Genomic DNA, 24,311 nt, shown 5'->3' on the forward strand with positions numbered 1-24,311 from the left:
TCCGCTCCCACCCCCCTCACGACGATTGGTACACCCCCTTGAACGAGCTGTACGCGTTATTCATCCGGCAGGCACGTACGAACGCCGAACGGACAGCGGTCCGGGACGAACACGGATCACTCACCTACGGGCAGTTGCTGCGCCGCAGCACAGCCCTCGCCGCGGCGCTGCGCGGGCGCTGCCCGGCGCCGGGGCAGCGGATCGGGCTGCACCTGCGCCGCACGGCCGACGTGCTGACCGGCGTCCTGGCGGTCACCGCGGCCGGTCACACGTATGTCCCGCTGGACCCGGCCTATCCCGCGCAACGCCTCGGCTTCGTGGCGGCGGACAGCGCGCTGTCCCTGATTGTTTCGGATCAGGACCTGCCCGGGGCCCTTGCCGGTGTGCCGGAACTGCGCCTCGACCGGACGGCGGAGCCGCCCCGCGTCGAGGACGCCGCCGAACCCGCCGCGGACGTCCCGGCGAACCCGGAGGCCATCGCCTACGTGATCTACACCTCCGGAACGACCGGCCGTCCCAAGGGGGTCGAGGTGCCGTGCGCGAACGTCGCCGCCATGGTGACGTCGTTCTGCGCGCGCCACACCGTCACTCCGGACGACGTGTGGACACTGTTCCACTCGTACAGTTTCGACTTCTCCGTGTGGGAGATGTGGGGGGCGCTGGCCACCGGAGGATGCCTGGTGGTCGTGCCGACGCACGTCGCGTCGTCCCCCCGCGCCACGGTGGACCTGCTGGTGCGTGAGAAGGCGACCGTGGTGAGCATCGTGCCGTCGGTCTTCCGGCACGTCGTCACCGCCGCGGGCAAGAAGGAGGAACCGCGCCCCGAGAGCGTGCGGCGCATCATCTTCGGCGGGGAGTCGGTCGACGCCGGTGACATCCGGCGGTGGCGGGAGACGGTCAGCCGCGACTGCGAGTTCGTCAATACCTACGGCATCACCGAGACGACGGTGTTCGTCACCTCCCGCGTCCTGACGCCCGAGGAGATCGACGCACCCGCGTCCACCGGCTTCGACCGCGACCTCGGCCGGCCGCTGGACGGCTGGCGGATCGCGGTACTGAACGAGCACGCCCGTCCGGTCGGGCCGGGCGAGACGGGCGAGATCTGGGTGGCCGGGGCCGGAGTCGCGGCCGGATACCTCGGTCTTCCCGAACTCACCGCGGAGCGTTTCAGGACGCTGACGCTCCCGCCCGACGGTCCCCGCCGCTACTACCGCAGCGGCGACCTCGCCACCCGGACCGCCGACGACGTCTTCTGCTTCGTCGGCCGCGCCGACGACCAGGTGAAGATCAACGGCTTCCGCATCGAGCTGGGGGAGATCGAGACGGCCCTGCGCCGCCTGCGGGACGTACGGGACGCCGCCGTGGTGTGCGGGACCAGCCGGGTCGGCGGGCACATGCTGACCGCCTATTACGTCGCCGACGAGGACGTGACCGCCGCGCGGCTTGCCGGACACCTCGCCGAGGCGCTGCCGAAGCACATGGTGCCGAGCCGGTTCGTACGGCTCGCGGAACTGCCGCTGAATCCCTCGGGCAAGACCGACCGGCGTGCGCTCGCCGAGCGTGGGCCGCAGGACCAGCGAGCCTCCGTGCCGCAGCGCACGCGCAACGCGACCAGCGACCCCGAACGGGCCGGATTCCTGGAGGAGTTGTACCAGGGCAGGTTCCGCTGGGACCTGATCCGTGACTTCCCCGTACAGACGGCGGCCGACCGGGCACACGGAGACGCGTTCGTGGAGGAGCTGTCGGCCCTGCTGCGCGACCGGATCGACCCGGACCTGGTGGACAGGGAAGGGCGGCTGCCGGAGGACTTCCTGCCGGAGCTCGCCAAGCGCGGGTACTTCCGGCTCCAGGTCGACGCCGGTGCCGACGGCCATGCGCTGTCGCACTTCAACCTCTTCCGGGTGGTCGAGACGGCGGCGCGCTGGTGCATGCCCGTGGCCATGTCGCTGGGTCTTGAGAACACCCTGGGCGCGGGTGCCTTCGCCACGCTGCCGCTCCCGGCGGCGCTGCGCGACCTGGTGCGGGGCCATGTCGCGGCCGGCCGGTTCAGCGCCACTGCCGACACCGAACCGGAAGGTGCAGGGAACCAGGCGCGCAGCACGACGGCGACCCCCGTCGACGGCGGTGCCGCGTATCTGCTCAACGGCGTCAAGCTGTTCGCCGGCCACGCGCCTGTCGCGGAGCTCGTCGGCGTCTCGGCGACGGTCCGTCAGGACGGCCGGGACGTGATACGCGAGTTCTTCGTGCCCACCGACGCCCCCGGTGTGAGCGCCGGGGTCTGGCACGAGTACATGGGCATCCGGGGCTTCCCCAACGGATGGTTCCGCTTCGACGACGTCCGGGTGCCCCGGGAACACATGCTGGTCGAGCCGGACACCGCACACCAGGTGCGGATGACGCGGACGACCAGCCGACTGGTCACCCGGGGACGCCTGCACCACATGGGCGCGACATCGCTCGCGGCCGCAGGACTCTGCGCCGCCTGGAGCCGTGAGTTCGTGAACCGGCGGACGATCGACGGACGCCCGCTCGGCGAGCACCGCGAGATCCAGGCGCAGGTCGCGCAGACCCTCGCCGACACCTTCGCGATCGAGACGGTGTGCCAGTGGTGCCTGCTGCCGGAGGACCAGGGCGCGCCGCTCAACGTGCGCTTCGAGCAGAACATGGCCAAGAACGCGACCTCGCTCCTCGGCTGGCAGGTCGTCGACCGCACCATGGCGCTGCTGGGTGCCGAAGGATACGAGACCTCGGCGAGCAAGGCGCGGCGCGGGGCCCCCGCCCGGCCGCTGGAGCGGCTCATGCGGGACATCCGTCAGACCCGGGTGGCCGGAGGCGTGGACTTCCAGGTCGACAACTGGATAGCGCGCATGTCGATCCTGTCCTACTACTACCCCGAGCCCGCCCATGCCGACGAGCTGCTGTCACCGGCCGCCCTGGGCGACGTGGCGGATCCACGGCTCACCGGACGGAACGCCGGGCATCTGCGCTGGGTGGCCGATCAGGTCCACGCGTTCGGGAAGCGCTGCCTGACGCTCGCGCGGGCGCACCAGGACAAGGACGCCCTGCTGGCGGACGAGCCCACGCTCATCCGGCTCACCGGCGTCGCCCGGGAACTCATGGTCTGCGCCCTGGTCCTGGCCCGCGCGGCCACCTCGGCAGAGGCGGGTGATTCGTCGGCCCTGTCCCTTGCCGACATTCACTGCACCGAGGCACGGCACCGCGTCGCGGACCTGCTGCACCGCCTCGACACCCCGGATGCCGCCCCTCGAGCCCAGGTCGCCGCGGCGTGGCTGGCGGGACCGGCGACCGGCCACCCCAGTGCCGATGAGGCCACCGAGTCACCCGACGACCGGGACCGGAGCGACAGGAACAGGGAGCACACGACGTGACCACCCCTCAGCAAGTACCCCTGTCGGTCGGGCAGGAGGCCATGTGGCTGGCCTGGCGGCTCGATCCGCAGCAGTGGATCCACATCATTCCGACGCCGTACGCGGTCAGCGGCGACCTCGATACGACGCGACTGCGGTCCGCGGTCGAGGCGGTCGGGCACGCCTGTCCGCAGCTGCGCGGCCGCGTCGTGAAGACCGACAACGGCCCGTTACTGGACTGGTCGGACGCCCCGCCGATCCCGGTGTGCGAGCACGAGACGACGCTGGAGCGCGACGAGGCCGTGCGCCGGGTGTGGCAGCGGCCGTTCGACCTGTGGCAGGGACCTCTGGCACGCGTCGACGTGATCCGCGGCCGGGGCTGGACCGTGCTGCTCGTAGCGGTGCACCACATCGTCCACGACGGGGCGTCGGCACTGGTGACCATCGACGCGCTGGCGCGTGCGTATGCCGGGGACCGGCTGACGCCCGGCAGCGACGTCGCCGCCCAGAGGGCCTTCGCCGAACGGTCCCGCCGTCTCGCGGACTCCCCCGAGGGAGACGCGCACCGCGACTACTGGCGTGCGGCGCTCCAGCCTGCGGCTCGGCCCTTCGCCCTGCCCGCCACCGTCGACGAGCCGCAGTACGTCGCCCTCCACGGGCAGGTGCCGCCCGATCTCGCCGGTCCGCTGCGCGATCAGGCCCGTGCCCTCGGCGTGAGCTACACCAGTGTCCTCCTCGCGGCCTACTGCGCACTGCTGCGCCGGCGCAGCGGAGCCGACGAGGTCCTGGTGTTCGTCCCCTTCCACGGCCGGACCCTGGAGGCGGTGAAGGACACGGTCGGCTATTTCGTCAACACGCTGCCCGTCCGGGTCGACGTGGCCGCGTGCGACAGCTACGCCGACCTCGTCCTGCGGGTACGCAAGCGGGTCAAGGAGGCGACGGCCCACGGCGACCTGCCGCTGCCCGCCATTCTCCGCGCCGCCGGGGTGACCGGCCCCCAGGCGCAGGCCCGCACCCTGCAGACGGTGTTCCAGTTCTGGCACGCCGGGCTGCGTGATGGCGTCGACGTGCAGCACGTGGAACTGCGCACGGAGCGTGCCCACGCCCGGCTCGGCCTGCTCGGCATGGAGAGCAGCGCGGGTTTCCCGCTCGCCCTCATGGTGCGCGAGGACAGCGCCGGCACCCACCTGCTGTGGAAGGACCCCACCGGTGCCGTGGGGCCGACCCGGGTGAGCGCCATGGCGGCCGACTACCTGGAGGTGCTGCGCGCCATCGCCGCGGATCCGGGACGGTCCGTGATCGCGGTCGCCGCCGACGCGGTGGTGCCGCCCGCCATCGCTGCGCCGGTGCCCACCGCGCCGGTGCCCACCGCGCCGATGCCCACTACGCCGGTGTCCGCCGCGCCGGTGCCCGCCGCGCCGGCCCAGGAACCCGGCGAGCACGGTCCTCTGGACGACATGGTCGCCGTCTGGCGCGATGTGCTCGGTGTCGACGACATCACGCCCGCCGACTCCTTCTTCGAGCTCGGTGGCCACTCGCTCCTGGCCGAATCACTCGTCCTGGCCGTCTCCCAGCGCTTTGGCATCGACGTCTCGATCCGTACCCTCTTCGACCACCCCTACCTCGACGAGTTCACCGACCACGTCCTCCCCCCGACCGTGCCGTCCATGTCGTCCGTGCCGCCCGCGCAGCCCGTGAGCCGGGAGGCCCCGGCCTCCGGTGTCCAGTACGGCATGTGGCTGGCCGGACTCATGGCGCCGGGTGAAGCGCTCTACAACGTGCCGATGGCCTGGCGGGTCAGGGGCGGCGGCCTCGACGCCGACGCGCTGCGGCTCGCGCTCGCCGACGTGGTGGCCCGCCACGAGATCCTGCGCACCGCCTTCCGGCAGCGCGGGGACGAGTTGTGGCAAGTGGTGGGTGAGCCGTGGGAGCCTGAGCTGACCCGCGTCGACCTGGGCGGGGCCACGCCGGAGGAGCTCGACGACTGGCTGTATGCCCAATCCCACCGCGCGTTCCTGCCGGAGTCCGGACGCCTGCTGCGCGCCGCACTCCTGGACGCCGGGGGCGACCAGGTCTTCTTCCTCTGCCTGCACCACCTGGTGTGGGACGCGGCCTCCCTGGACGTCTTCCTGCGTGACCTCGACGCGGCCTACACCAGTCACCGCGAGAACGCGGAGAACGCGGAACCGGCCGCGCCGCCGGAGGCGCTGGACATGCCGGTGTGGCGGCCCGAGCTGCCCGGGACCGGCCTCGGCGAGGTCGCCGTCACCGTGCCCGACACCCCCGCCCTCGCGGCCGCCGCCCGGGACTCGGGCAGCACCGTCCGCGACGTGCTCCTCGCCTCCTGGGCCGCGCTGCTCGGCTGGTACACCGGTCGGCAGGACCTGGCCGTGGCCTCCGACGGCCACGTCGTCCGGCTGCGGCCCGCCGCGGCGGAGTCCTTCGCCGACCTGCTGCGCGACGTACGCGCCGGTACTCCGGACCCGGCCCCGGTGGCCGACGCGGCGTTCTCGTACGGCGACGCACCGGCCGTGCCCGGCCGTCCCTCCGTGCACCTGATGCTCCGCCCCGCCGACGGCCGCCACACCGGCCGGCTCGTGTTCGACACGCGCAGGTTCGACCGCGACCAGATGGCCGCCGCCGCGGAGCACTACGTTCGGATGGTCACTGCCCTCACCGAGGCCCCCGAACGCCCCTTGGCGGCCGCCGAACCGCTGACGGACGTCGAACGGCACACCCAGACCGTGGTGTGGAACGACACCGCCGCCCGGTACCCCGACACCCCGGTCACCGACCTGGTGCGGCAGCGCGCGGCGGCCCGCCCCGACGCGGTCGCCCTCACCGCCCACGGACACGACGTCACCTACGGCGAACTCCTCGACCGTGCCGAACAGCGGGCCCGCGGACTCGTGGCGGCCGGAGTCCGCCCGGGAGACCTGGTCGCGCTGCTGCTGCCGCGCGGAGCCGAGCAGGTCGTCTCCGTACTCGCCGTACTCCTTGCCGGGGCGGCCTACCTCCCGATCGACCCCGCGTATCCGGCCGGGCGCGTCCGACTGCTCCTCTCGGACGCCGAGGTCCAGTGGGCCCTGGTCCCCGAGGCCACCGACCGCCACGAAGGCCTGTCCGACTTCGCCGGTGCGGTCCTCGACACCGCCGTGACCGCGGCGGCGGACACGTACGGCCTGCCGGTGGTGCCCCTGGACGCCCCCGCCTACTGCATCTACACCTCGGGAACCACCGGCCTGCCCAAAGGAGTGGTGATCAGCCATCGCAACCTCGTGCGGCTGCTGCGCAACGACCGGTTCCCGTTCTCCTTCTCGGGCCTCGACGTGTGGACCATGTTCCACGCCTACACCTTCGACGTGTCGGTGTGGGAGATGTTCGCCTGTCTCTCCCACGGCGGACGACTGGTCGTCGTGACCGACGAGGAGGCGGACGACCCCTGGCTGTTCTGGGAGCTGCTGCGGCGCGAGGGCGTCACCGTGGTGTGCCAGACGCCCAGCGCCTTCTCCCGTCTGCTCACGCTCGAAGCGCCCTCCGGCGCCCTGAGCCGCCTCAGGCACGTCATCCTCGCCGGTGAGGCCCTGCGCCCCGCCGCCCTGCGGACATGGGTGGACCGATTCCCCCACGTGCGCCTGGTCAACATGTACGGTCCGACCGAGACCACGGTGTACGCCAGCGTGCACACCGTCGACGAGACGGACATCGAGACCGGCGCCAGCGTCATCGGCACCCCCTTGCCGACGACGACGCTGCTGGTGCTCGACCGGCACACCGGCTCCCGGCTGCTGCCGGTCGGAGCGGTGGGCGAGCTGTACATCGGCGGAGCGGGCCTGGCCGACGGCTATCTCAACCGGCCGGAGCTGACCGGGGAACGCTTCGTGAAGTCCCCTGTCGACGGCCGGACCCTGTACCGCAGCGGCGACCTCGTGCGGTACCGGCCGGACGGCGCCCTTGAGTACCTCGGCCGCGCGGACGACCAGGTGAAGGTGCGCGGCTTCCGCGTCGAGCCGGGCGAGGTCGAGGCGAACCTGCGCGCCCATCCCGCGGTCGCCGACGCGGTGGTGCTCGCCGACGAGGACCGGCTGGTCGCCACGGTGCGGCTGTCCGCCGATGTGTCCGCCGCCGAACTGCGCCGGCACACCGCCGAGCGGTTGCCCGCCCACCTCGTCCCGTCCGTCTTCCGGCGGGTCGACCACATTCCCCTGACCCCTCACGGAAAGCTCGACGTGCCGGCGCTGAGGACGACGGCCGTCCCGCTCGCCGAGGACTCCGTCCCGAAGGGAAGCGGCACAAGACCCGCGAGCCGTACCGAGAGGATCCTGGCGTCGCTCTGGTCCGAACTGCTCGACGTCGACGACGTGGACCCCGACGACTCCTTCTTCGCCCTCGGCGGCCACTCACTGCTCGCCTTCCGCCTGCTGGGACGCCTTGAACGTGTCCTCGGGGTGCGGCCCGGCATGCGGGAGCTGTTCGATCGTCCGCGCCTGAGCGATCTGGCCGCGTACCTCGACGTCCACGGTGCCGCCGCGGGCCCCGACACGCCCGCGCCCGCCCCGGCCTCCGGCCCCGGACAGCCCCTCTTCGCGTTCCAGGAGCGGCTGCTGCTCGCGGAGCTGTCCGAGGAACGACGCGCCCACAACGTCTTCCTGGCCTGGACGACGACCGGCCGGATCGACCCCGCCGTACTGGAACAGAGCCTGGCCGACCTGGTGGCCGGCCACGAGATCCTGCGTACGGCCTTCGTCGCCGACCCGGAGGGGATGTACCAGAGGACCGTCGCGCCCTGGCGGCCGGAGCTGCAACGGCTCGACCTGAGCACGGCGCCCGACGCCGACGCGGCGCTCACGGCGTGGCTCGGCCAGGCGGCCGGACGGCGTTTCGACCTCACACGGGGCGAACCGCTCCGGGCGGCCCTCGCCGACCTCGGTGCTCGCGGCCACGCCCTGCTGCTGTGTCTGCACCACCTCGTCATCGACGACGGCGCGATTCCCGTACTGCTGTCGGAACTTCAGCGGTACTACCTCGCCGCCAGGGACGGCCGTCCGGCCCCGCCGCCGGCCCGGCAGTACCGGGAGGCCGCCCCCCACGGGCCGCGGCGGACCACCGGCGGCGCGGCGGGCCTCGCCCACTGGCGCTCCCGCCTGTCGGACGCCCCCGCCCATCTCGACCTCCCGCCCCAGCCGGGCCGCGCTCCGGACGGCGTGGTCCGCGTGGACCTGCCGGAGGCCGTGACGCGGCGGCTCAAGCGGATCCGGGAGACCCACGGGGCGAGTTGGTTCATGCTCTTCGGCGCCGCCCTGGGCACCGCACTGCACCGGTGGACGGGGCAGGCCGCGCTCACCCTCGCCGTGCCGGTCACCGACCGAGCCCGCACGGGCGCCCAGGACGTGCTCGGCCCCCTCCTCAACACGGTGGTGCTGCGCTCGGACCTCACCCCCGGCACGACTCCCGCCGCGTACCTCGCCCGGTTCCGTGCCGAACTGCTCGACGCCATGGAGCACATGGACGTCCCGTTCGATGAGGTGGTGCGCGACCTGGCTCCCTCGCGCCTGCCCGGACGGACGCCGTACGCCGACGTCCTGCTGAACCTGAATCTGCGGGACGACCGCACGGCACTGCTGGGCGACGCGACGCTGAAGCCCTTCATCGCCGAGTCCGTGTGGGCCGGCGGCACCGCCTTCCCGTTGACGCTGACCGTGGCCGAGCAGGAGGGCGGTGTCACCGCCCTCCTGGCCTACCAGGGGGCGCACGTGGCGGGGGAGGGCGCCACCGAGCTTGGGCGGGGCATCGTACGGGCCCTGACGGAGCTGGCCGACGCGCCTGACGACGCGCCTGACGCCGTGCCGCACGCGGCGGCCGGTGCCGCACTGCCGCAGTACGCCGACGTCACCACGGCCGATGCCCAGGTCCGTTCAGGACCCGACCACCAGGCCTCTCTGGACTACTGGGAGCGTCAACTGGCCGGCGCGCCCTACCGGCTGGAGCTTCCCGGCCCGGACGAGCCCGAACTCAACGGAGCGGTCGACGTACCGCTGCCCGCCGGCCTGACCGCGGCGCTGCGGCCGCTGCGGGCCGAGTACGGCCTGTCGTCGTACATGATCGCGACCGCCGCCACCATGCTCGCGCTGCACCTGTGGACCGGCCGGTCGGACCTGGTGCTGACCAGCGAGACGAGCACCCGGGGAGCCGAGTGCACCGACGTGATCGGCCCCCTGCTCAACACGGTGGTGTTCCGTCACAGCCAGGGCCGCGACGACACGGTCCTCGACGTCCTGCGCGCGGTGCGCTCGACCGTGGTCGACGCCCTGGCGCACTCCGGAGTGCCGTTCACCGACGTCGTCGCACGGCTTGCGCCGCCACGTCGGCCCGGCCGCACCCCCTGGGGCGATGTCGCGCTGGCATTCGAGGTGCGTCCCGAACAGCAACGGACCCTGGGCGGCTGCCCCTTGGCCCCCGTCGACATGTCGCGTGAGGACGCCGACTACATCGGCAAGACGGCTCTGACCATCTCGTTCGTGCAGTGCGGTGACCGCCTGTCCGCCCGTGTCGCGCACCGCGGCGACCAGGTGAGCCGGGAGCGCGCGAAGCGCCTCGCCGCCGTGCTGGGCCGCCTGCTGACGGACCTGCCGGCCCTCCTGGACCGTCCTGTGTCGGCCTTGCCGCACATCGGGGCCGAGCCCGGCGGGAGGAGCGCATGAGCGTCGAGGCGGCGGTGCCGCGGCTTCGCGGGCAGCCCGTGTTGAGAGGCCTTGTGGCCGCCGAACTGACCTCCATGACCGGAACCCAACTCAGCGCGGTCGCCATCCCCTGGTTCGTCCTAGAGGCGACTGGTTCGGCCGGTGACATGGGCCTTGTCATGGGTGCCCAGTGGGTCGGCATCGCGGTGATCGGTGCGGTCGGCTCCCACTGGGCCGGGCGGTTCGGGCCGCGCCGGACCATGCTGGCCGCGGACCTGCTCTGCGCGTCACTGCTGGCCCTGGTGCCCCTGCTCCACCGGTACGACTGCCTTCCGCTGCCCCTGGTGATGGCCGTCATGTTCGTCGTGGGAGGGTGCACCGCGCCCTACCTCACCAGTCAGCAACTGGTCCTGGACCGCCTCGGCGGGGACGAGGTCCTGCTGAGCCGTGCCAACGCGGCCCTCCAGGCGGCCACCCGGCTCGCCATGCTCGTCGGTCCCGCCGTCGCCGGTGTGCTCGTGTCGACCGTGCGGGCACCCGGCGTGCTGCTCCTCGACTCCGCCAGCTTCGCCTTGTCGGCCGTCATCGTGTGGCGGTACCTGCCGGCGGACGCCGCCGAGAAGGCCGGACGGCGTCGGCCGGCGCTGGCCGCCGGAGTGCGCGCGCTGTTCGAAGACCGTCTGCTGGGGGCCTGGTCACTCGGCCTCGCGCTGGCCGAGACGGCATGGCAGGCTCTGTTCGCGCTGATGCCGCTGATGGCACTGGCCCGCTACGACGAGGCTCCGTCCGTGGCCGGTGTCCTGCTCGCCGCGTTCGGCGGCGGTGCGATCCTGGGGACCCTCCTGCTCTCTCCCGTGCTGCGGGTCGTGTCGGCCCAGCGCCTGGTGGTGGCCGGACGCGTGGCACTGGCGCTGGTCTTCGCCGCGCTCCTGGCGCCGTTGGACCTGGGCCAGCTGATCGCCTGTCTGGCCGTGGTCGGACTGCTCAACGGGCTGACGGGGGCACCGATCGTCTCCCTGCGCCTCACCCGCGTCCCGGCGGCGACCCGGTCGGAGACCCTGACCGTGGCCACCGCGGTGGCGCTGTCCGGCGGGGCACTCGGATGGGTCCTTGCCGGAGCGACCGGGCAGGCCGCGGGAGAGGATACGGCCCTGGCCGCGACGGTGGCGGTACAGACCGCCGCGACACTCCTCTTCGTCTTCGGCGCGTGCCCCGCCCGCGCCGTCACCGCATCGGAAGGCTGAGATGTCCAGCACTGCACCAGAAGACGGATTCGTCGCGGTCATCGGCATGGCAGGCCGATTCCCCGGCGCGGCGGACGTCGACGCCCTGTGGGCGAATCTGTGCGCCGCACGGGAGTCGCTCACTCCACTGCCCGAGCTGGCCCCGCCCGACCAGCCCGACTACGTCCCCGCGTACGGGATCATCGACCGGGCCGCCGACTTCGACGCACCGTTCTTCGACTACCCGCCCCAGTCCGCGCTGGTCATCGACCCGCAGCAGAGGGTGCTCCTGGAAGTGGCGCACGAGGCACTCGACCGGGCCGGATACGGCAACGCGGACCGGCCGCTGACCGGCGTGTTCGTCGGCGGGGCCAGCACCCGCTACGGCGAGCGCCTGCGAGCCCTCGGCGACGGTCTGCCGTTCGTCGACGACTGGCAGATCAGCCACGGCAACGACCTCGACTTCCTCAGCGGCCGACTTGCCTACAAGCTGGGCCTGCACGGCCCCGCCGTGTCCGTGCAGACAGCGTGTTCCACCTCGCTGGTGGCCGTGCACGTCGCCGTCCAGGCGCTGCTCGTGGGGGACTGCGACATCGCGCTCGCCGGCGGCACCACCGTGCTCGCCACTCCGCCCCGCACCCGCCACACGCCCGGCGGGGTCCTCTCGCCGGACGGGCACTGCCGCGCCTTCGACGCGTCGGCGGCGGGCACGGTCAACGCCAGCGGCGCCGGGGTCGTGGTGCTCCGCCCGCTCGCCGACGCCCTTGCCGCAGGCGACCACATCCACGCGGTCGTCCGGGGATCGGCCGTCAACAACGACGGACGGGACAAGATCGGCTTCACCGCGCCCAGCCTGACGGGACAGACGGCCGCCGTCCTCGCGGCGCACTCCGTCGCCGGGGTCGGGGCCGACGAGATCGGCTATGTGGAGGCACACGGCACCGGCACCATCCTGGGCGACCCGATCGAGGTCGCGGCACTGACCCAGGCCTTCCGCCGGACCACGGACCGGCGCGGCTACTGCCGCATCGGCTCGGTCAAGACCAACATCGGTCACACCGACGCGGCGGCCGGAGTCACCGGTCTGATCAAGGCCGTTCTCGCCGTGGAGCACGGTGTCCTCCCGGCCAGTCTGCACTTCCGGGAGCCCAACCCGGTGATCGACTTCGCTGACTCCCCGTTCCAGGTCAACGCCGCGACCGTGCCCTGGCCGGAGAGCGGCGGGCGTCCCCGGATCGCTGCCGTCAACTCGCTCGGCATCGGCGGCACCAACGCCCACGCGGTGGTGGCCGAGCCCCCGCGGCGCGAGCCGACGGCCTCCTCCCGGAGCCATGTGCTGCTGCCCGTCTCCGCCAAGACCGCCTCCGCGGCCGATGCCGCGGTCGGGCGGCTTGCGGGCTTCCTCGCCGAGCACCCGGCCGTGGCCCCGGCGGACGTGAGCTGGACGCTCCGGGCAGGCCGGACCCACCACGCCCACCGCCGGTTCGTGGTGGCGCGGCGGACCGGCGAAGCGGCGGCCGCGTCGAGCGCCGGGCAGGTACGCGCGGGGGCCGTCCACCACGACGACCGCCCGGTGATCTTCCTCTACGCCGGCCAGGGCGGCCAGCACGTCGGCATGGCCGCCGAACTGTACGCGCAGGAGCCTGTCTTCCGTCGACATCTCGACGAGGTCGCGGAGCTGGCCGCATCCCCGCTCGGGGCCGACCTGCGGCACATCCTGTTCGCCGAGGGCGATGACGCGGCCGCGGCGTCCGCACGGCTCGCCGACATCACGGTGGCCCAACCCGCGGTGTTCGCCGTGCAGTACGCGCTGACCGGGCTGCTCGGCTCCTGGGGGCTGACGCCGGACGCGGTGACCGGCCACAGCCTCGGCGCGTACGCGGCGGCCTGCGCGGCCGGGATCCTCACCCTGCCGGACGCCGTGCGCCTGGTGGCCGAGCGGGGGCGGCTGCTGGGCAGCGTGCCCGCCGGTGCCATGGCCGCGGTACGGCTGCCGTACGCCGACGTGGCCGGGCTGCTGCCGCCCGGCCTTAGCGTGGGCGCCGTCAACGGTCCCGAGCAGTGCACGGTGTCGGGTCCGGCGGACGGGGTGCGGAGGTTCGTCGAGGAGCAGAACCGGCGGGGAGTGGAGACGCAGCTGCTGCGGATCTCGACCGCCGGGCACTCCCCGCTGACCGAGCCGATTCTGCCCGCCTACGCGGATCTCCTGCGCGAACTGCCGCTGCACAAACCCGAGATCCCCTTCCTCTCCGACACGACGGGCGACTGGTCCGAGCCGTCGGCGGTGACGTCGGTGTCCTACTGGACCGAGCACCTGCGGCGGCCGGTGCGCTTCGACGCGGTGTTGTCCAGGCTGTTCGGCGCGCCGGAGAGCATGCTGGTGGACCTGGGCCCGGGCCGTGCCCTGTCCTCACTCGCCCGGCAGCATCCGAGCCGGAACGCGGACCAGCCGATCGTGGCGCTCGCACCGCACCCCACGGAGGAGGCGGCGGACGCGGCCACGTTGCTGACCGGAGTCGGACAGGTCTGGGCGGCCGGAGGACGCATCGACCTCCGAGCCCTCCACGACGACGAGCGGCACCGGCGGGTCCCCTTGCCCACCTACCCCTTCGAGCGCACGCGCCTGCTGGCGGGCGAGGGCGACGGCACCGGCACCCATCCGGCGCCCATGCCAGCGCCACCTCGGCGTGCGGAGGACGCCCACGCGCCCCGCCCCACCGTGCTCGAAGCGGTGCTTGACGCCTTCGGCGGGGCCCTCGGACTCCCGGACGTGGAGCCCGAGGACAACTTCTTCGACCTGGGCGGCGATTCGCTGATAGCGACCAAGGTCGCCGCATGGGCCCGGGCGCGGTTCGCGGCCACCGTCAGCGTGGCGGACATCATCAGGAGCGGCGACGCGGGCCGACTGGCCCGCCTCATCGAGGAGCGCGTCGCCGCCGGCCCACAGGAAGTCGCCGTCGGCCCACAGGAAGTCGCCGTCGGCGCACAGGAAGAGGAGGCGCGGCCATGACCGGCCGATCGGTATCCGTACGCAGCCCGTGGACTGTCGGGAGACGGCTCAAACAGCCACCGCTGGTACGCCTGTACTGCTTCCCGCACTCCGGGGGACTGCCCAGCGAGTACGTGCGGTGGGACCGTGAGCTGCCCGGAGTGCAGGTGTACGGCATCTGCCCGCCGGGCCGCGGCCCCCGGGTGGGCGAACCGTCGCTCACCCGGCTGCCCGATCTGGTCACCGCGCTCCTCGACGAGACGGAATTCGAGCCGCCCTTCGTGTTCTTCGGGCACAGCCTGGGCGCACTGGTCGCCTTCGAGACGGCGCGGGCCCTGCGCGCCCGGGGCCGCACAGGGCCTCAACGGCTCATCGTCTCCGCCCACGCGGCACCCGGCACGCACCTGGGGCGGGCCCCGTGGCACGCCCTGCCGGACGACGAACTGATCCGCCTCCTGAACGAGTCGTACGACAGCATCCCCGAGCACGTATCCGCCGATCCGCACCTCATGGCCATGTCGTTGAAGGCGATACGCGCGGACTTCGCCTTGCTGGACGCTCACCGGCCCCGCGCCGAGGACCCCTTGGCCATACCCATCGACGCCTTCTACGGCGAAGCCGACACCGTACCCCTGTCGGCCATCGAACAGTGGCGGCCCCACACCACCCGTGCCTTCCGTACGCACCGGTTCCCCGGCGGGCACTTCTACTTTCGGCACACGGACATCTTCGACGTACTGGGTCCCCTGATCCAAGCAGCGGCCGCCGAGGACCGCCCGTAGCCCGGGCCTCGCGCCGCCCGGCCCGAGAGAAAGGCGCCTGACGGGCAAAAGCCCAGGTCAGGCGCCTCTTCTCGGGCCTCTAGAAGAAGCCGAGCTTCTTCGGGGAGTACGACACCAAGAGGTTCTTGGTCTGCTGGTGGTACAGCAGTTGTACCCACGCTGACCAGGCAAAACGATAGTTGGCGTGGCCTTCAGGCGGGGGGCTGGTCCGGAAACGGTCCGGATCTTGGTCCGGCGGCGCCGGTTTGGGCATGCTGCGGCCGCAGTGCGAGCGATTGGGAGCGAGCGGGACTGGACAGGGCAGATGGTTGGCCGCCCGGACGCTGGCTATCTGGGGTCGAGGGTGTGGTGGTGGACCCGTGGGCTGGCCCAAGATCGTGCGGAGTCGGAGGTCGTGCCCCGGGGTCGACCGAGCCACAGCAGGCTCGAATCCCATCACAGTGGGCCGGTGCAGCGGCCGAGAAGAAGGCCCGCACAGCTGAACTCGTAGCGCGACAGACGCTTGTGAGTGACCTCAGGCGGGACTTCAACACGGTGATTTCCCAGCTGCGCCCTGCGCCGTGGATTCAGTCCGCGACCATCGACCCGTCGTCGTACGTGCCCGTAGTGGACAACGTCTCGTTCGAGAGCCTCCAGGCCGACGACGGGGGCATCGTGATCTGCACCAACGTTGCGACCACCGGGTCTTTGCCGTTACTACGAGTTTGCGGAGCTCGGGGCTTGCTTGGGCAGCAGGCCACGGAGATGGCCGAAGACCCAGGTGTCGACGGCGTCGGGGTAGCCGTTGATCCAGTCCGTGGGCGGCGGGTCGTGTGGTTGAGCCAGGCCGTAGCACCACTGCGAGATGATGTTGTCGCCGAGAGCGAGATCCGTGACGGCAGTGCGCAGCTCGACGGCTTGCTGAAGGGTGCGGTCGCGGTCCACTGACCAGATGGCGCCGATCGAGGCGCCTTCGTGGGCGATCCAGTTCCGGGCCTGCCTGGCCTTGTGCAGGGTGTCTATGCCCATGGCCCGGCCCATGGAGTGTGAGGCCAGGCTGTGCAGCGTGCCGCCCGGCAGTTTGTCGGTGGGGACTGAGGCGACGGCCGCTTCGAAGGTCATAGCCGGGTCGGTTTGGCGGGCACCGATCAGGTTGCCGACACGGAGCACGTACTGGCACTTACGCGCGCAGGTGCGTGAAACGAGCTGCTCTGGTTCTGCAGCCCATGGCCGTTGCGCACACCGATAGAGATTTATGCGTGCGGATGCGCTGAATCTGCGCCGTTCGTGCTTCCTGCGCGCCCCCTGCGTGCCCGGATTTTGCCTGTGGCATGGCTCCTTCAGCTCGTGTGTTGGTCTGTTCGTCTCGGACCGAGAGCGGACCACGACCTTTAACAGGTCGGGGCTGGCAAGCCAGTTGATCCAAGGGGGAGACGTGGACGAGCACGTGGGACCTGTACGCTGCCGGGCGATGGATGTCTGCGCGCAGCAGTGGTCCGATGCGCTGATCGACTTCGGTCCCTACAACACTCTGCTGCACTTCAAGGACACGAAGCGGGCGACGCTGGACGTCACCGATGCGGCACCGCAGGCACTGGCCTCGCTACTGAACGGCCGCGCAACCCGGCTGGCCAGCCTTTTCCCGGCCTCTGAGGATCACAAAGCGGCGTGGGCGCGAGCGCGTGGTCTCCGCCGCAAGATGGTCGAACTGGCGGAGGAGCAAGGCATCGACGCCGGGCGCCTGGCACTTGGCCTGGTGTGTGTCGATCCCCCAACAACGCGTGGCAGTCGGCCGCTCGCAGCTCTGCGTGCTCCCCTTCTTTTGCAGCCGCTATCCATTGAACCGCGCACCGCGACGGAGAACGACTTCGTCCTCGAAGCGGTGGGCGAAGCCGAGATCAACCCGGTTCTGCTCTACGCCCTGAGCCACCAGTACGGCCTGGACGGTGACCTTGAGGAACTGACCGACAAGTTCACGAACGCGGTCGACGAGTGTGCGGATCTCGATGACCGTACGCGTTGCGCCTATGAGGTGCTGCGGACGGCCTGCACGCGTAGCAATCTCACCGTCGAACTGGAAGAGCGCCTGGTCGCCGGCGTCTTCAGCTTCGACCGGCTTCCCATGGTCAATGACCTAGCCCAGTCGGTCGACCTATTGGCGAGCCACCCTGTGGTAGCGGCCCTCGCTAACGACAAGGACGCCGAACGCACCTTGCGCGCAGACGCAGTTCCCCGCGCGCCCTCCAGCGCGGACGCCATCACACCCCGGTCGGAGTACCTGGTCAGGGACGCTGATGGCTCCCAACACAGGGCCATCAGCGCCGCACTGGCCGGCGCCCACCTGGTCATCGAGGGGCCACCCGGCACAGGAAAGAGCCAGACCATCGCCAACCTGATCGCTGCCTTTGCGGCGTTGGGTAAACGCACGCTTTTCGTCGCCGAGAAGCGTGCCGCGATCGAAGCGGTGACCGACAACCTTGCCGAAGCCGACCTCGATGGACTGGTCTTCGACCTGCACGGCAACAAACTCAGCCGCCGCCAGACCGCCCAGCAGCTGTACGAGGCCCTGGAACGCGCCGGACAAGAACCCCCACCCCGCCCTGACGATCTCCACAGAAGTCTGGAAGGCCATCGCCAGCAGGCCCTGCAACACGTCCAGGAGTTTCACCAGCCTCTGGAGCCCTGGGAGATCAGCCCGCACCAATTGCTCACGCACCTCATGGCCAGCCCTCGCGAGGAGCACACTCGACTGCGATTGCGCGGAAGCGACCTGCACCGCCTCCACGGCGAGCAGCTGCTCCAGACCGTAAAAGATCTCCGCGCGCTCGTAGCCAAGAACGGCCTCCTGGTGCGGCGTGGCTCATCCCCCTGGTCTCACCTGCCGGTTCGCTCCGACAGCGAACTGCATTCCGTCGTAGTCAGCCTCGACCAGCTCACCGGCCGTGCCTTGACAGATGCCCGACGCAGCGTCGAGAAGCTGGTGGACACCGCGGGGCTGCGACGGGCCGACGACGTCCTAGGATGGCAATCCCTTCTCACCTTGCTGCACGACGTCACCACCACCCTCAGTCGCTTCGAGGCAGCCGTCTTCGACTCTGACCTGAACGACATGATCGCCGCGACAGCTGACCGCGCCTGGCGCAAGGAGTACTCACTCAGGGTTAGTTGGTGGCGACGCCGAAAACTGGCAGCGAGAGCACGGGGACTGGCCAAGGACGGCTGCCGTACTCGCCGCTTGCTGCACGCGGCACTCATGGACGCTGCCGATCAGAAGACCCGGTGGCAGGAACAGGCCGCAGATGACGACAGCAGTCCGTGGGCTGTTCCCGGCCTGTCCTCCGCCATCGCCTCATTCACAGAAGTACGCAATCATCTGGCCGCGATAGCACTGTGCGTCCACTGGCACGGATGGGACAACACCTCCACCGGCGAAGTAGACCGGTTCATCCAGCGTCTTGACCAAGACCGAGAGACGCTGCTGCGGATGCCCGAGCTCAACCAGCTCACAGACCGCCTGGAGTCAGCCGGGCTCGGCCACCTCCTGGACGAGCTCGCCGAAGTCGGCAGCACCACCCCGGACATCGCCGTAGGAACCCTGAACCACCTCTGGTGGGCTTCCGTCCTTGACGAGGCCCGCATGCAGCACCCCTACCTGCGCTCCTTCACCGGAACCGAGCACGACCACACAATCGAACAGTTCCAACGCCTCGACCGTACCCACCGCGACCTCAACCCTGCCCGCATCCGATACCAAGTCGCCACCCGCCTGCGAAAAGCCCGCGACACCCACCCCGAACAGAACACCCTCGTGCGCACCCAGGCACACCGCAAATCACGGCACCTGGCCCTGCGCAGACTCGTTGAGAGGGCACCGGATGTCCTCATGGCCGCCAAACCGTGCTGGGCCATGTCCCCACTCGTCGTCAGCCGCGTCCTTCCCCCCACCCGCCTCTTCGACGTCGTCATCTTCGACGAAGCCAGCCAGGTCCTCCCGCACGATGCCATCACATCCATCATGCGCGCCCGCCAGGTCATCGTCGCTGGCGACCCGCACCAGCTCCCCCCGACGACCTTCTTCCAGAAACTTCTCAGCGGCGCAAACGAAAACACCGAGGACGAAGACTCCGGCGACGCCGCACCCGATGCCTTCGAGTCCCTCCTCGACATGCTCTGCAGTCGCCTGCCCGTCCACACCCTCAAATGGCACTACCGCAGCCGCGACGAACGCCTCATCGCCTTCGCCAACCACACCATCTACAACGACACACTCGTCACCTTCCCGGGCACCACCCAGGCCAGCCCGCTACGCCTGGACATCGTCGACGCCCAGATACGTCCCGGCCAGTCCGGCTCGTCGGACGAAGAAGTACAGCGTGTCGTCGACCTCGCTCTGGCGCATGCCACCCACACACCGCACCAGAGCCTCGGCGTCATCACTATGGGACAGCGCCACGCGGACCGGATCGACCTCGCTCTGAGACAAGCCCTCCAGGAACACCCTGACCTGCAGGACTACTTCAGCCCCGAAGCAGGCCCACGCCGACGCTTCTTCGCCAAAAGCCTTGAACAAGTGCAAGGCGATGAACGTGACGCCATCATCCTCAGTATCGGCTACGGAAAGGCCGCCAACGGACGCCTGGCCATGAACTTCGGCCCGCTCAACAATGACGGGGGAGAACGGCGCCTCAACGTGGCCATCACCCGCGCCCGCCAGTCCATGACCGTCGTCACCTCCTTCACCCACCACGATTTCGACCCCTCCAAACTCCTGGCCACCCGGCACCGCGGCCCCGAAATGCTGCGTGCCTTTTTGGAGTACGCCTCCCACGGAGGGAACCTCCAGCGCATGGGAAGCGCACGCACCGACTGGAACCTGAATGGATTCGAACAGCAGATCCTCGCCGCTCTCGAAGCAGCCGACGTCCCCGTCACACCGCAATGGGGCGTGTCTGGCTACCGCATCGATTTCGCGCTCGGCCACCCCAAACGGCCCGGACGGATGGTCCTCGCAGTCGAAACGGACGGCGACCGGTACCACCGAGCCCCCAGTGCCCGCGACCGCGACCGACTGCGCCAAGAGCACCTCCAACGATTGGGGTGGCGTTTCCACCGCATCTGGGCGTCCAGTTGGTTCGCCAACCCAAGTGCCGAGCTCGAACGGCTCCTTGTTGCCTGGAGAGATGCCACGGAGCAAGCCGATCGCACACCTGCCCCCGATCCGATCCACCGCGAGCCAGCTTCGCCTCCGGCGGTTGGCCGTGGCGCCCGCCCGGCCGTGCCGCAAGGAGGACGCACCGGCGACTACAGCGACACCGACCTGCTCATGCTGGCCAACTGGCTTCTGAGCGACGGGTACCAGCTCGATCGCGACACCCGCGTAGGTCAGGCCCTCGCCGAACTCGGCTTCAAACGCCGCGGTCGCGTCATCACCGAACGTCTCCTCCGCGCCTTCGAACAGGCCCAGCACCCGGCAGACAAGGAACAGCAGTGATGAAAACGCTCGACGTCCTGACCATTGAGCGCGTTGCTCGTCTCATCGTCGACATCGACGGCCCCTTTGAGCGCCGCGGCTATCAGCTCGAACAACTCCTGCGACGCGCAGCCTGGCCATCACCTCCCGAGTATGACGGCTCCCCGCGCATAGTGTGGCTCACGGACATCATGACGGAAACCGATGATCACGCCGCTGTCAGTCGGCTGCTCTGCCGGATCTGTGACCCACTCGAATACGACGACGGCCTGTCTTCCGCCGACCTCATCCGCCAAGAGCTGAATAGCCTCCTGGCGGCCGAAGGAGTGGCCATCACCTACGTCGCCGACCGCCCTGTCCTGGGAGAGGTCGGCCTCGACGGCCACAGCACGGTGTTCTCCGCCCCCGAGGATCTGGAAGAGCGCATCCGCCCCCTCGTCAGCAGTGGGGAGTTCCTGCAACAACTTATGGAGAGGGTCACCGAGACGCAGATCTGTGAGAAGCACGGTGCGTACGGAATGGCGCTCATCGGCATCGGCAGCTTCACTGAGGCTCTCCTCCTCGACGTCCTCACACACAGAGATCCGAGCCTGCAGCGGGGCTTCCCTCAAGGGGAGAGGCGTGTTGCCCCTGAACGAGCTAGCTTCGCTCTGTTGCTGGACACCGCGCGCACCTGAGGATGGATCCAGATGGACGCCCACGACTTCATGGCGATCGTCCGTGAGTACCGAAATTTCGTGCACCTCCGCAAACAACGAGAACGTGGCGTCATCCCGGACCGCGACACCGTTGGCATGTGCTGGGGGCCAGTCCTCGCGGTGCTCAACGACCTCGAGACCACCCGAGAGCCCACTGCCGTGTGATCACGCCCGTCACCCACGTCCGCACTTCTTCGCATGCTTCGCCCCGCCGAGGGCGACGCAATGTAGCGACCCAGCTGGTCCGTGGCTGGTCCGGGACGCGCGCAGATTCGCAGCAAACGAGTGCGGAAGGCCACTGAATGGTCACGGATGGTGGCTGCGGTCTGTGGGTGCCTGGAAGGGGGACAGCTCCCTCCAGGCACCCAACTTGAGGCTCTAGAAGAACCCAGGTTTCTTAGAGCTCGTAACACGATCTTGTTCAGGTGCGCTGGTTGGGCGTGACCGGTCTGATGATTCGGCCGTTCGTGATGCTGTGAGTACTCGGCCCTGGATCGTGGACGACGGCTTGTGGGCGCTGATCGAACCGCTGTTGCCGCCCTGGCCCGAGCGGTCACCGGGTCCGCGGCCGGTGGCAGATAGGCTCTGCCTCCAGGGCATCCTCTATGTCCTCTGCAACGACATAGCCTGGCAACTGGCAACTCCTGCCGCTGGAGCTGGGGTTCGGCTCCGGACAGACCTGCTGGCGGCGCCTGGAGCGGCGGCAGCAGGCAGGAGTCTTCGACCAGCTGCACCGCATCCTGCTCGCCGAGCTGAACGCGGCCGGCCAACTCGACTGGTCGCGGGCCTGCGTGGACGGCTCCCATGTCCGTGCGAAAAAGGGGGTGCCGACACCGGTCCGTCGCCGGTCGACCGGCGCAACACGGGCAGCAAACACCACCTGATCTGCGACGGACGCGGAACTCCGCTCAAGGTCGTCACCACCGCAGGCAACGTCAACGACGTCACCCAGACCCTCGCCCTCGTCGACGGCATCCCACCCGTCGCCGGCCGCTCCGGCCGTCCTCGAAGGCGTCCAGAGGCCCTGCTCGGAGACAAGGGCTACGACTCCAATCCGAACCGCGAAGAGCTCCGCAAGCGGCGGATCCTGCCTGTCATCTCCCGGAAGGGCGCCCCGAACATCCAGGGTATGGGCAAGCTCCGTTACGTCGTCGAGCAGACCTTCGCCCTGCTACACCACTTCAGACGACTCGCCGTCCGATGGGAACGCCGTACCGAACTCCACGACGCCTTCGTCTCCCTCGCCTGCAGCCTCATCTGCTGGAGACGCCTCAAGAAGCACCACTCATGACCCCACATCAACCCAAGCTGATAGGCCGCAGCCGGACCGCCCCGCGGTCAGGGCCGGTCGTACCAGGCAAACGCTGCGATCCGCCAGCCCTCTGAGGTGCGAACGAACTGGATGGTCTTGGTCCCGTCTCCCTCGAACGGCTCACCATCCAAGATCCCGGACTTGCGGTACTCGCCGAACCGCGACGCGATATCGCCCGCGATCTCTGTCCGTTCAGAGGTCTCCCACTCGGAGAACTCGACCAGCCGACCGTCGGTCAGCAGCCGCTGACGAGGCTCGATGAACTCGTCCACGGTGTAGACCGTGAACTCCGGGCCGGTCTTGACGATCACGCCACCCGGAAGAACCAGCCGGCGGATCCGGGCCACGTCGGCAGCCTTGCCGCCCCGGTTGTCAAAGGCATCGAAGAACTCGGCGGTCACGACGTCTATCTCGATCTTGGACATGGTGCGACAGTAACAGCGAAGGGGTGCCGGACATCGTCGGTCTCGACAGGCTGCGGGAGGTCGTCGAGGCAGACCGTCGCGCACCAGTTCAAGCGCCTCGCAGTCCGCTGGCAGACGGCTCGACCTCCACAACGCCATAGTCTCCCTGGCCTGCGGACTGATCTGCTGGAGACGGCTCAACAGCCCTTCACCATGATCGTGTTACGAACTCTTAGGGCTGTATGAACAAAGAACGTTCTTCGTCTGCTGGTGGTACACGGCCGGAGGGCTGCTGACCAGGGCAGATCGATGTTGCTTGCGGACGCATGGGCGACGTGGTCCGGCACTGGTCCCTTTCTTGGCGTCGTGGAGCGCCGGTGTGGAAGGAGGCGCGACGGCTTCGCCAGGGAGGCGCGGCAAGCAGCGCAAGGCCCTCTTCGCTGCGGCTGCCGTGGGCCTAGCCTCGTGGTAGGGGAGCGGGCTCGCGGGAGGGGTGCACGTGCCAGATGTCGGCAACTTGCTTGGCCTGCGATGTTCCGGCACAGGCGCCGTCACGGAAGGAGCCAGCACGATCGCGGCAGATCATCTGGACTTCTGGGTGCCGCTTGAGCCAAGACGCGAAGGTGGCGGCGGTCCGGTCGGCGAGCACGACGGGACGGTGGGTGGCCATATCGATCAGGATGGCTGCGTACTTCCGCCGGCGGCGCAGGGCGACTTCATCGGCGCCCAGGATCTGGACAGGGCGGTGATCCGACTCGGGCAAGGACCGGATCAGCCGGAACATGGAATCCTTGCCGATCGCCATGGACATCCGGTCGGCCAGCCGAGCACCAGGCCGACCGCCCAGGAACAATGCGATGTCCGTGAGCAGCCCCGTCAGGTCCTCGGTCCGTCGCGCGTATCGACACGCTAGCTCTGGTATCTGCTCAGCGGAAGTTCGATGCGATCATGCGGTGTTCTCGCAGGTGAACCCACGTGCTCGCAGCCGGATCTGCAGACGCCGCCCAGCGAGAGACCGGTCCGAGAGCCGCCGATCGTAAGAGCAGCGCACCCGAGACGATCGCCGGCCGCACTCCGGACAGACCGCCCCGTGGCCCCGGGCCCGAGCTGCCACGAGCACTTCGTCCTGGGCAAGCGTCAGCCGCTCAACTGTCCAGCGGGGAGGGAGCGGGCTGGAGGCAGCCGGTGTGTGAGGCAGACAGCCAGGCGGGCGGGCCGACGGCCTCCTGTGCGATGTAATCGGTGGTGGCCAGGTGATCCCGGCCGCGTCGCTGGTGATCCGCAACTGGCAGCGGGGCCGTTCGCTGTGCCCGCCCAGACAGTGACCGGCGACGCTGGCCGCGTCCGCGACGTGCCGGATGATCGACGCCGGTGCGCCGATCGCCGTGAGCAGGCTCTGGGCAGCC

11 protein-coding genes and 1 pseudogene are annotated in these 24,311 nt (G+C 70.1%); 9 read left to right on the plus strand and 3 right to left on the minus strand.

Annotated features, from left to right (window positions below; all coding sequences use genetic code 11):
• Positions 1 to 38: 38 nt before the first annotated feature.
• The 5 genes from CP982_RS36820 to CP982_RS36840 are packed head-to-tail and all read left to right on the plus strand — an operon-like array spanning position 39 to position 15,042.
• Positions 39 to 3,389, plus strand: a complete 3,351-nt coding sequence (locus CP982_RS36820) for an amino acid adenylation domain-containing protein (protein WP_170316570.1) — start codon at positions 39 to 41, stop codon at positions 3,387 to 3,389.
• Positions 3,386 to 10,069: a non-ribosomal peptide synthetase gene (locus CP982_RS36825; protein ID WP_150514443.1), complete on the plus strand. Its 6,684-nt coding sequence runs from the start codon at positions 3,386 to 3,388 to the stop codon at positions 10,067 to 10,069. The genes CP982_RS36820 and CP982_RS36825 overlap by 4 nt, the downstream gene beginning before the upstream one ends.
• Positions 10,066 to 11,292, plus strand: a complete 1,227-nt coding sequence (locus CP982_RS36830) for an MFS transporter (protein WP_150514444.1) — start codon at positions 10,066 to 10,068, stop codon at positions 11,290 to 11,292. The genes CP982_RS36825 and CP982_RS36830 overlap by 4 nt, the downstream gene beginning before the upstream one ends.
• Position 11,293: 1 nt before the next feature.
• Positions 11,294 to 14,281: a type I polyketide synthase gene (locus CP982_RS36835; protein WP_150514445.1), complete on the plus strand. Its 2,988-nt coding sequence runs from the start codon at positions 11,294 to 11,296 to the stop codon at positions 14,279 to 14,281.
• Complete coding sequence (locus CP982_RS36840; protein ID WP_170316571.1) at positions 14,278 to 15,042, plus strand: thioesterase II family protein; 765 nt, start codon at positions 14,278 to 14,280, stop codon at positions 15,040 to 15,042. Before CP982_RS36835 ends, CP982_RS36840 begins: the two co-directional genes overlap by 4 nt.
• 696 nt (positions 15,043 to 15,738) lie before the next feature.
• Here the strand turns inward: CP982_RS36840 and CP982_RS36845 are convergent.
• Positions 15,739 to 16,143, minus strand: a complete 405-nt coding sequence (locus CP982_RS36845) for a hypothetical protein (protein WP_150514447.1) — start codon at positions 16,141 to 16,143, stop codon at positions 15,739 to 15,741.
• A 313-nt stretch (positions 16,144 to 16,456) separates the two neighbouring features.
• Between CP982_RS36845 and CP982_RS36850 the strand changes: the two genes are divergently transcribed.
• The 4 genes and pseudogenes from CP982_RS36850 (at position 16,457) to CP982_RS36860 (ending at position 22,480) form a co-directional block, all read left to right on the plus strand.
• Entirely contained in the window at positions 16,457 to 20,512 is a 4,056-nt protein-coding gene (locus CP982_RS36850; RefSeq protein ID WP_170316572.1) for an AAA domain-containing protein, read from the plus strand.
• Positions 20,512 to 21,168, plus strand: a complete 657-nt coding sequence (locus CP982_RS36855; protein ID WP_212669205.1) for a hypothetical protein — start codon at positions 20,512 to 20,514, stop codon at positions 21,166 to 21,168. The genes CP982_RS36850 and CP982_RS36855 overlap by 1 nt, the downstream gene beginning before the upstream one ends.
• 12 nt (positions 21,169 to 21,180) lie before the next feature.
• Entirely contained in the window at positions 21,181 to 21,354 is a 174-nt protein-coding gene (locus CP982_RS42260; RefSeq protein ID WP_212669206.1) for a hypothetical protein, read from the plus strand.
• 310 nt (positions 21,355 to 21,664) lie between these two features.
• Positions 21,665 to 22,480, plus strand: a pseudogene (locus tag CP982_RS36860) (IS5 family transposase).
• A 47-nt stretch (positions 22,481 to 22,527) separates the two neighbouring features.
• On the opposite strand, the gene CP982_RS36865 reads toward CP982_RS36860, so the two are convergent.
• Together CP982_RS36865 and CP982_RS36870 are read right to left on the minus strand one after the other, a co-directional pair.
• Positions 22,528 to 22,926, minus strand: coding sequence for a nuclear transport factor 2 family protein (locus CP982_RS36865; protein ID WP_150514449.1), 399 nt, complete (start codon positions 22,924 to 22,926; stop codon positions 22,528 to 22,530).
• Between the two features lie 436 nt (positions 22,927 to 23,362).
• Positions 23,363 to 23,710, minus strand: coding sequence for a transposase (locus CP982_RS36870; RefSeq protein ID WP_170316573.1), 348 nt, complete (start codon positions 23,708 to 23,710; stop codon positions 23,363 to 23,365).
• Positions 23,711 to 24,311 lie beyond the last annotated feature (601 nt).

Source organism: Streptomyces spectabilis (assembly GCF_008704795.1).
Classification (GTDB): Bacteria; Actinomycetota; Actinomycetes; order Streptomycetales; family Streptomycetaceae; genus Streptomyces; species Streptomyces spectabilis.

Excerpts from the sequence above, each read along its gene's own strand:
- CP982_RS36830 (WP_150514444.1), top strand. The coding sequence starts at position 10,066 with ATGAGCGTCGAGGCGGCGGTGCCGCGGCTTCGCGGGCAGCCCGTGTTG.
- CP982_RS36835 (WP_150514445.1), top strand. The coding sequence starts at position 11,294 with ATGTCCAGCACTGCACCAGAAGACGGATTCGTCGCGGTCATCGGCATG.
- CP982_RS36840 (WP_170316571.1), top strand. The coding sequence starts at position 14,278 with ATGACCGGCCGATCGGTATCCGTACGCAGCCCGTGGACTGTCGGGAGA.
- CP982_RS36845 (WP_150514447.1), bottom strand. The coding sequence starts at position 16,143 with ATGACCTTCGAAGCGGCCGTCGCCTCAGTCCCCACCGACAAACTGCCG.
- CP982_RS36855 (WP_212669205.1), top strand. The coding sequence starts at position 20,512 with ATGAAAACGCTCGACGTCCTGACCATTGAGCGCGTTGCTCGTCTCATC.
- CP982_RS42260 (WP_212669206.1), top strand. The coding sequence starts at position 21,181 with ATGGACGCCCACGACTTCATGGCGATCGTCCGTGAGTACCGAAATTTC.
- CP982_RS36865 (WP_150514449.1), bottom strand. The coding sequence starts at position 22,926 with ATGTCCAAGATCGAGATAGACGTCGTGACCGCCGAGTTCTTCGATGCC.
- CP982_RS36870 (WP_170316573.1), bottom strand. The coding sequence starts at position 23,710 with ATGGCGATCGGCAAGGATTCCATGTTCCGGCTGATCCGGTCCTTGCCC.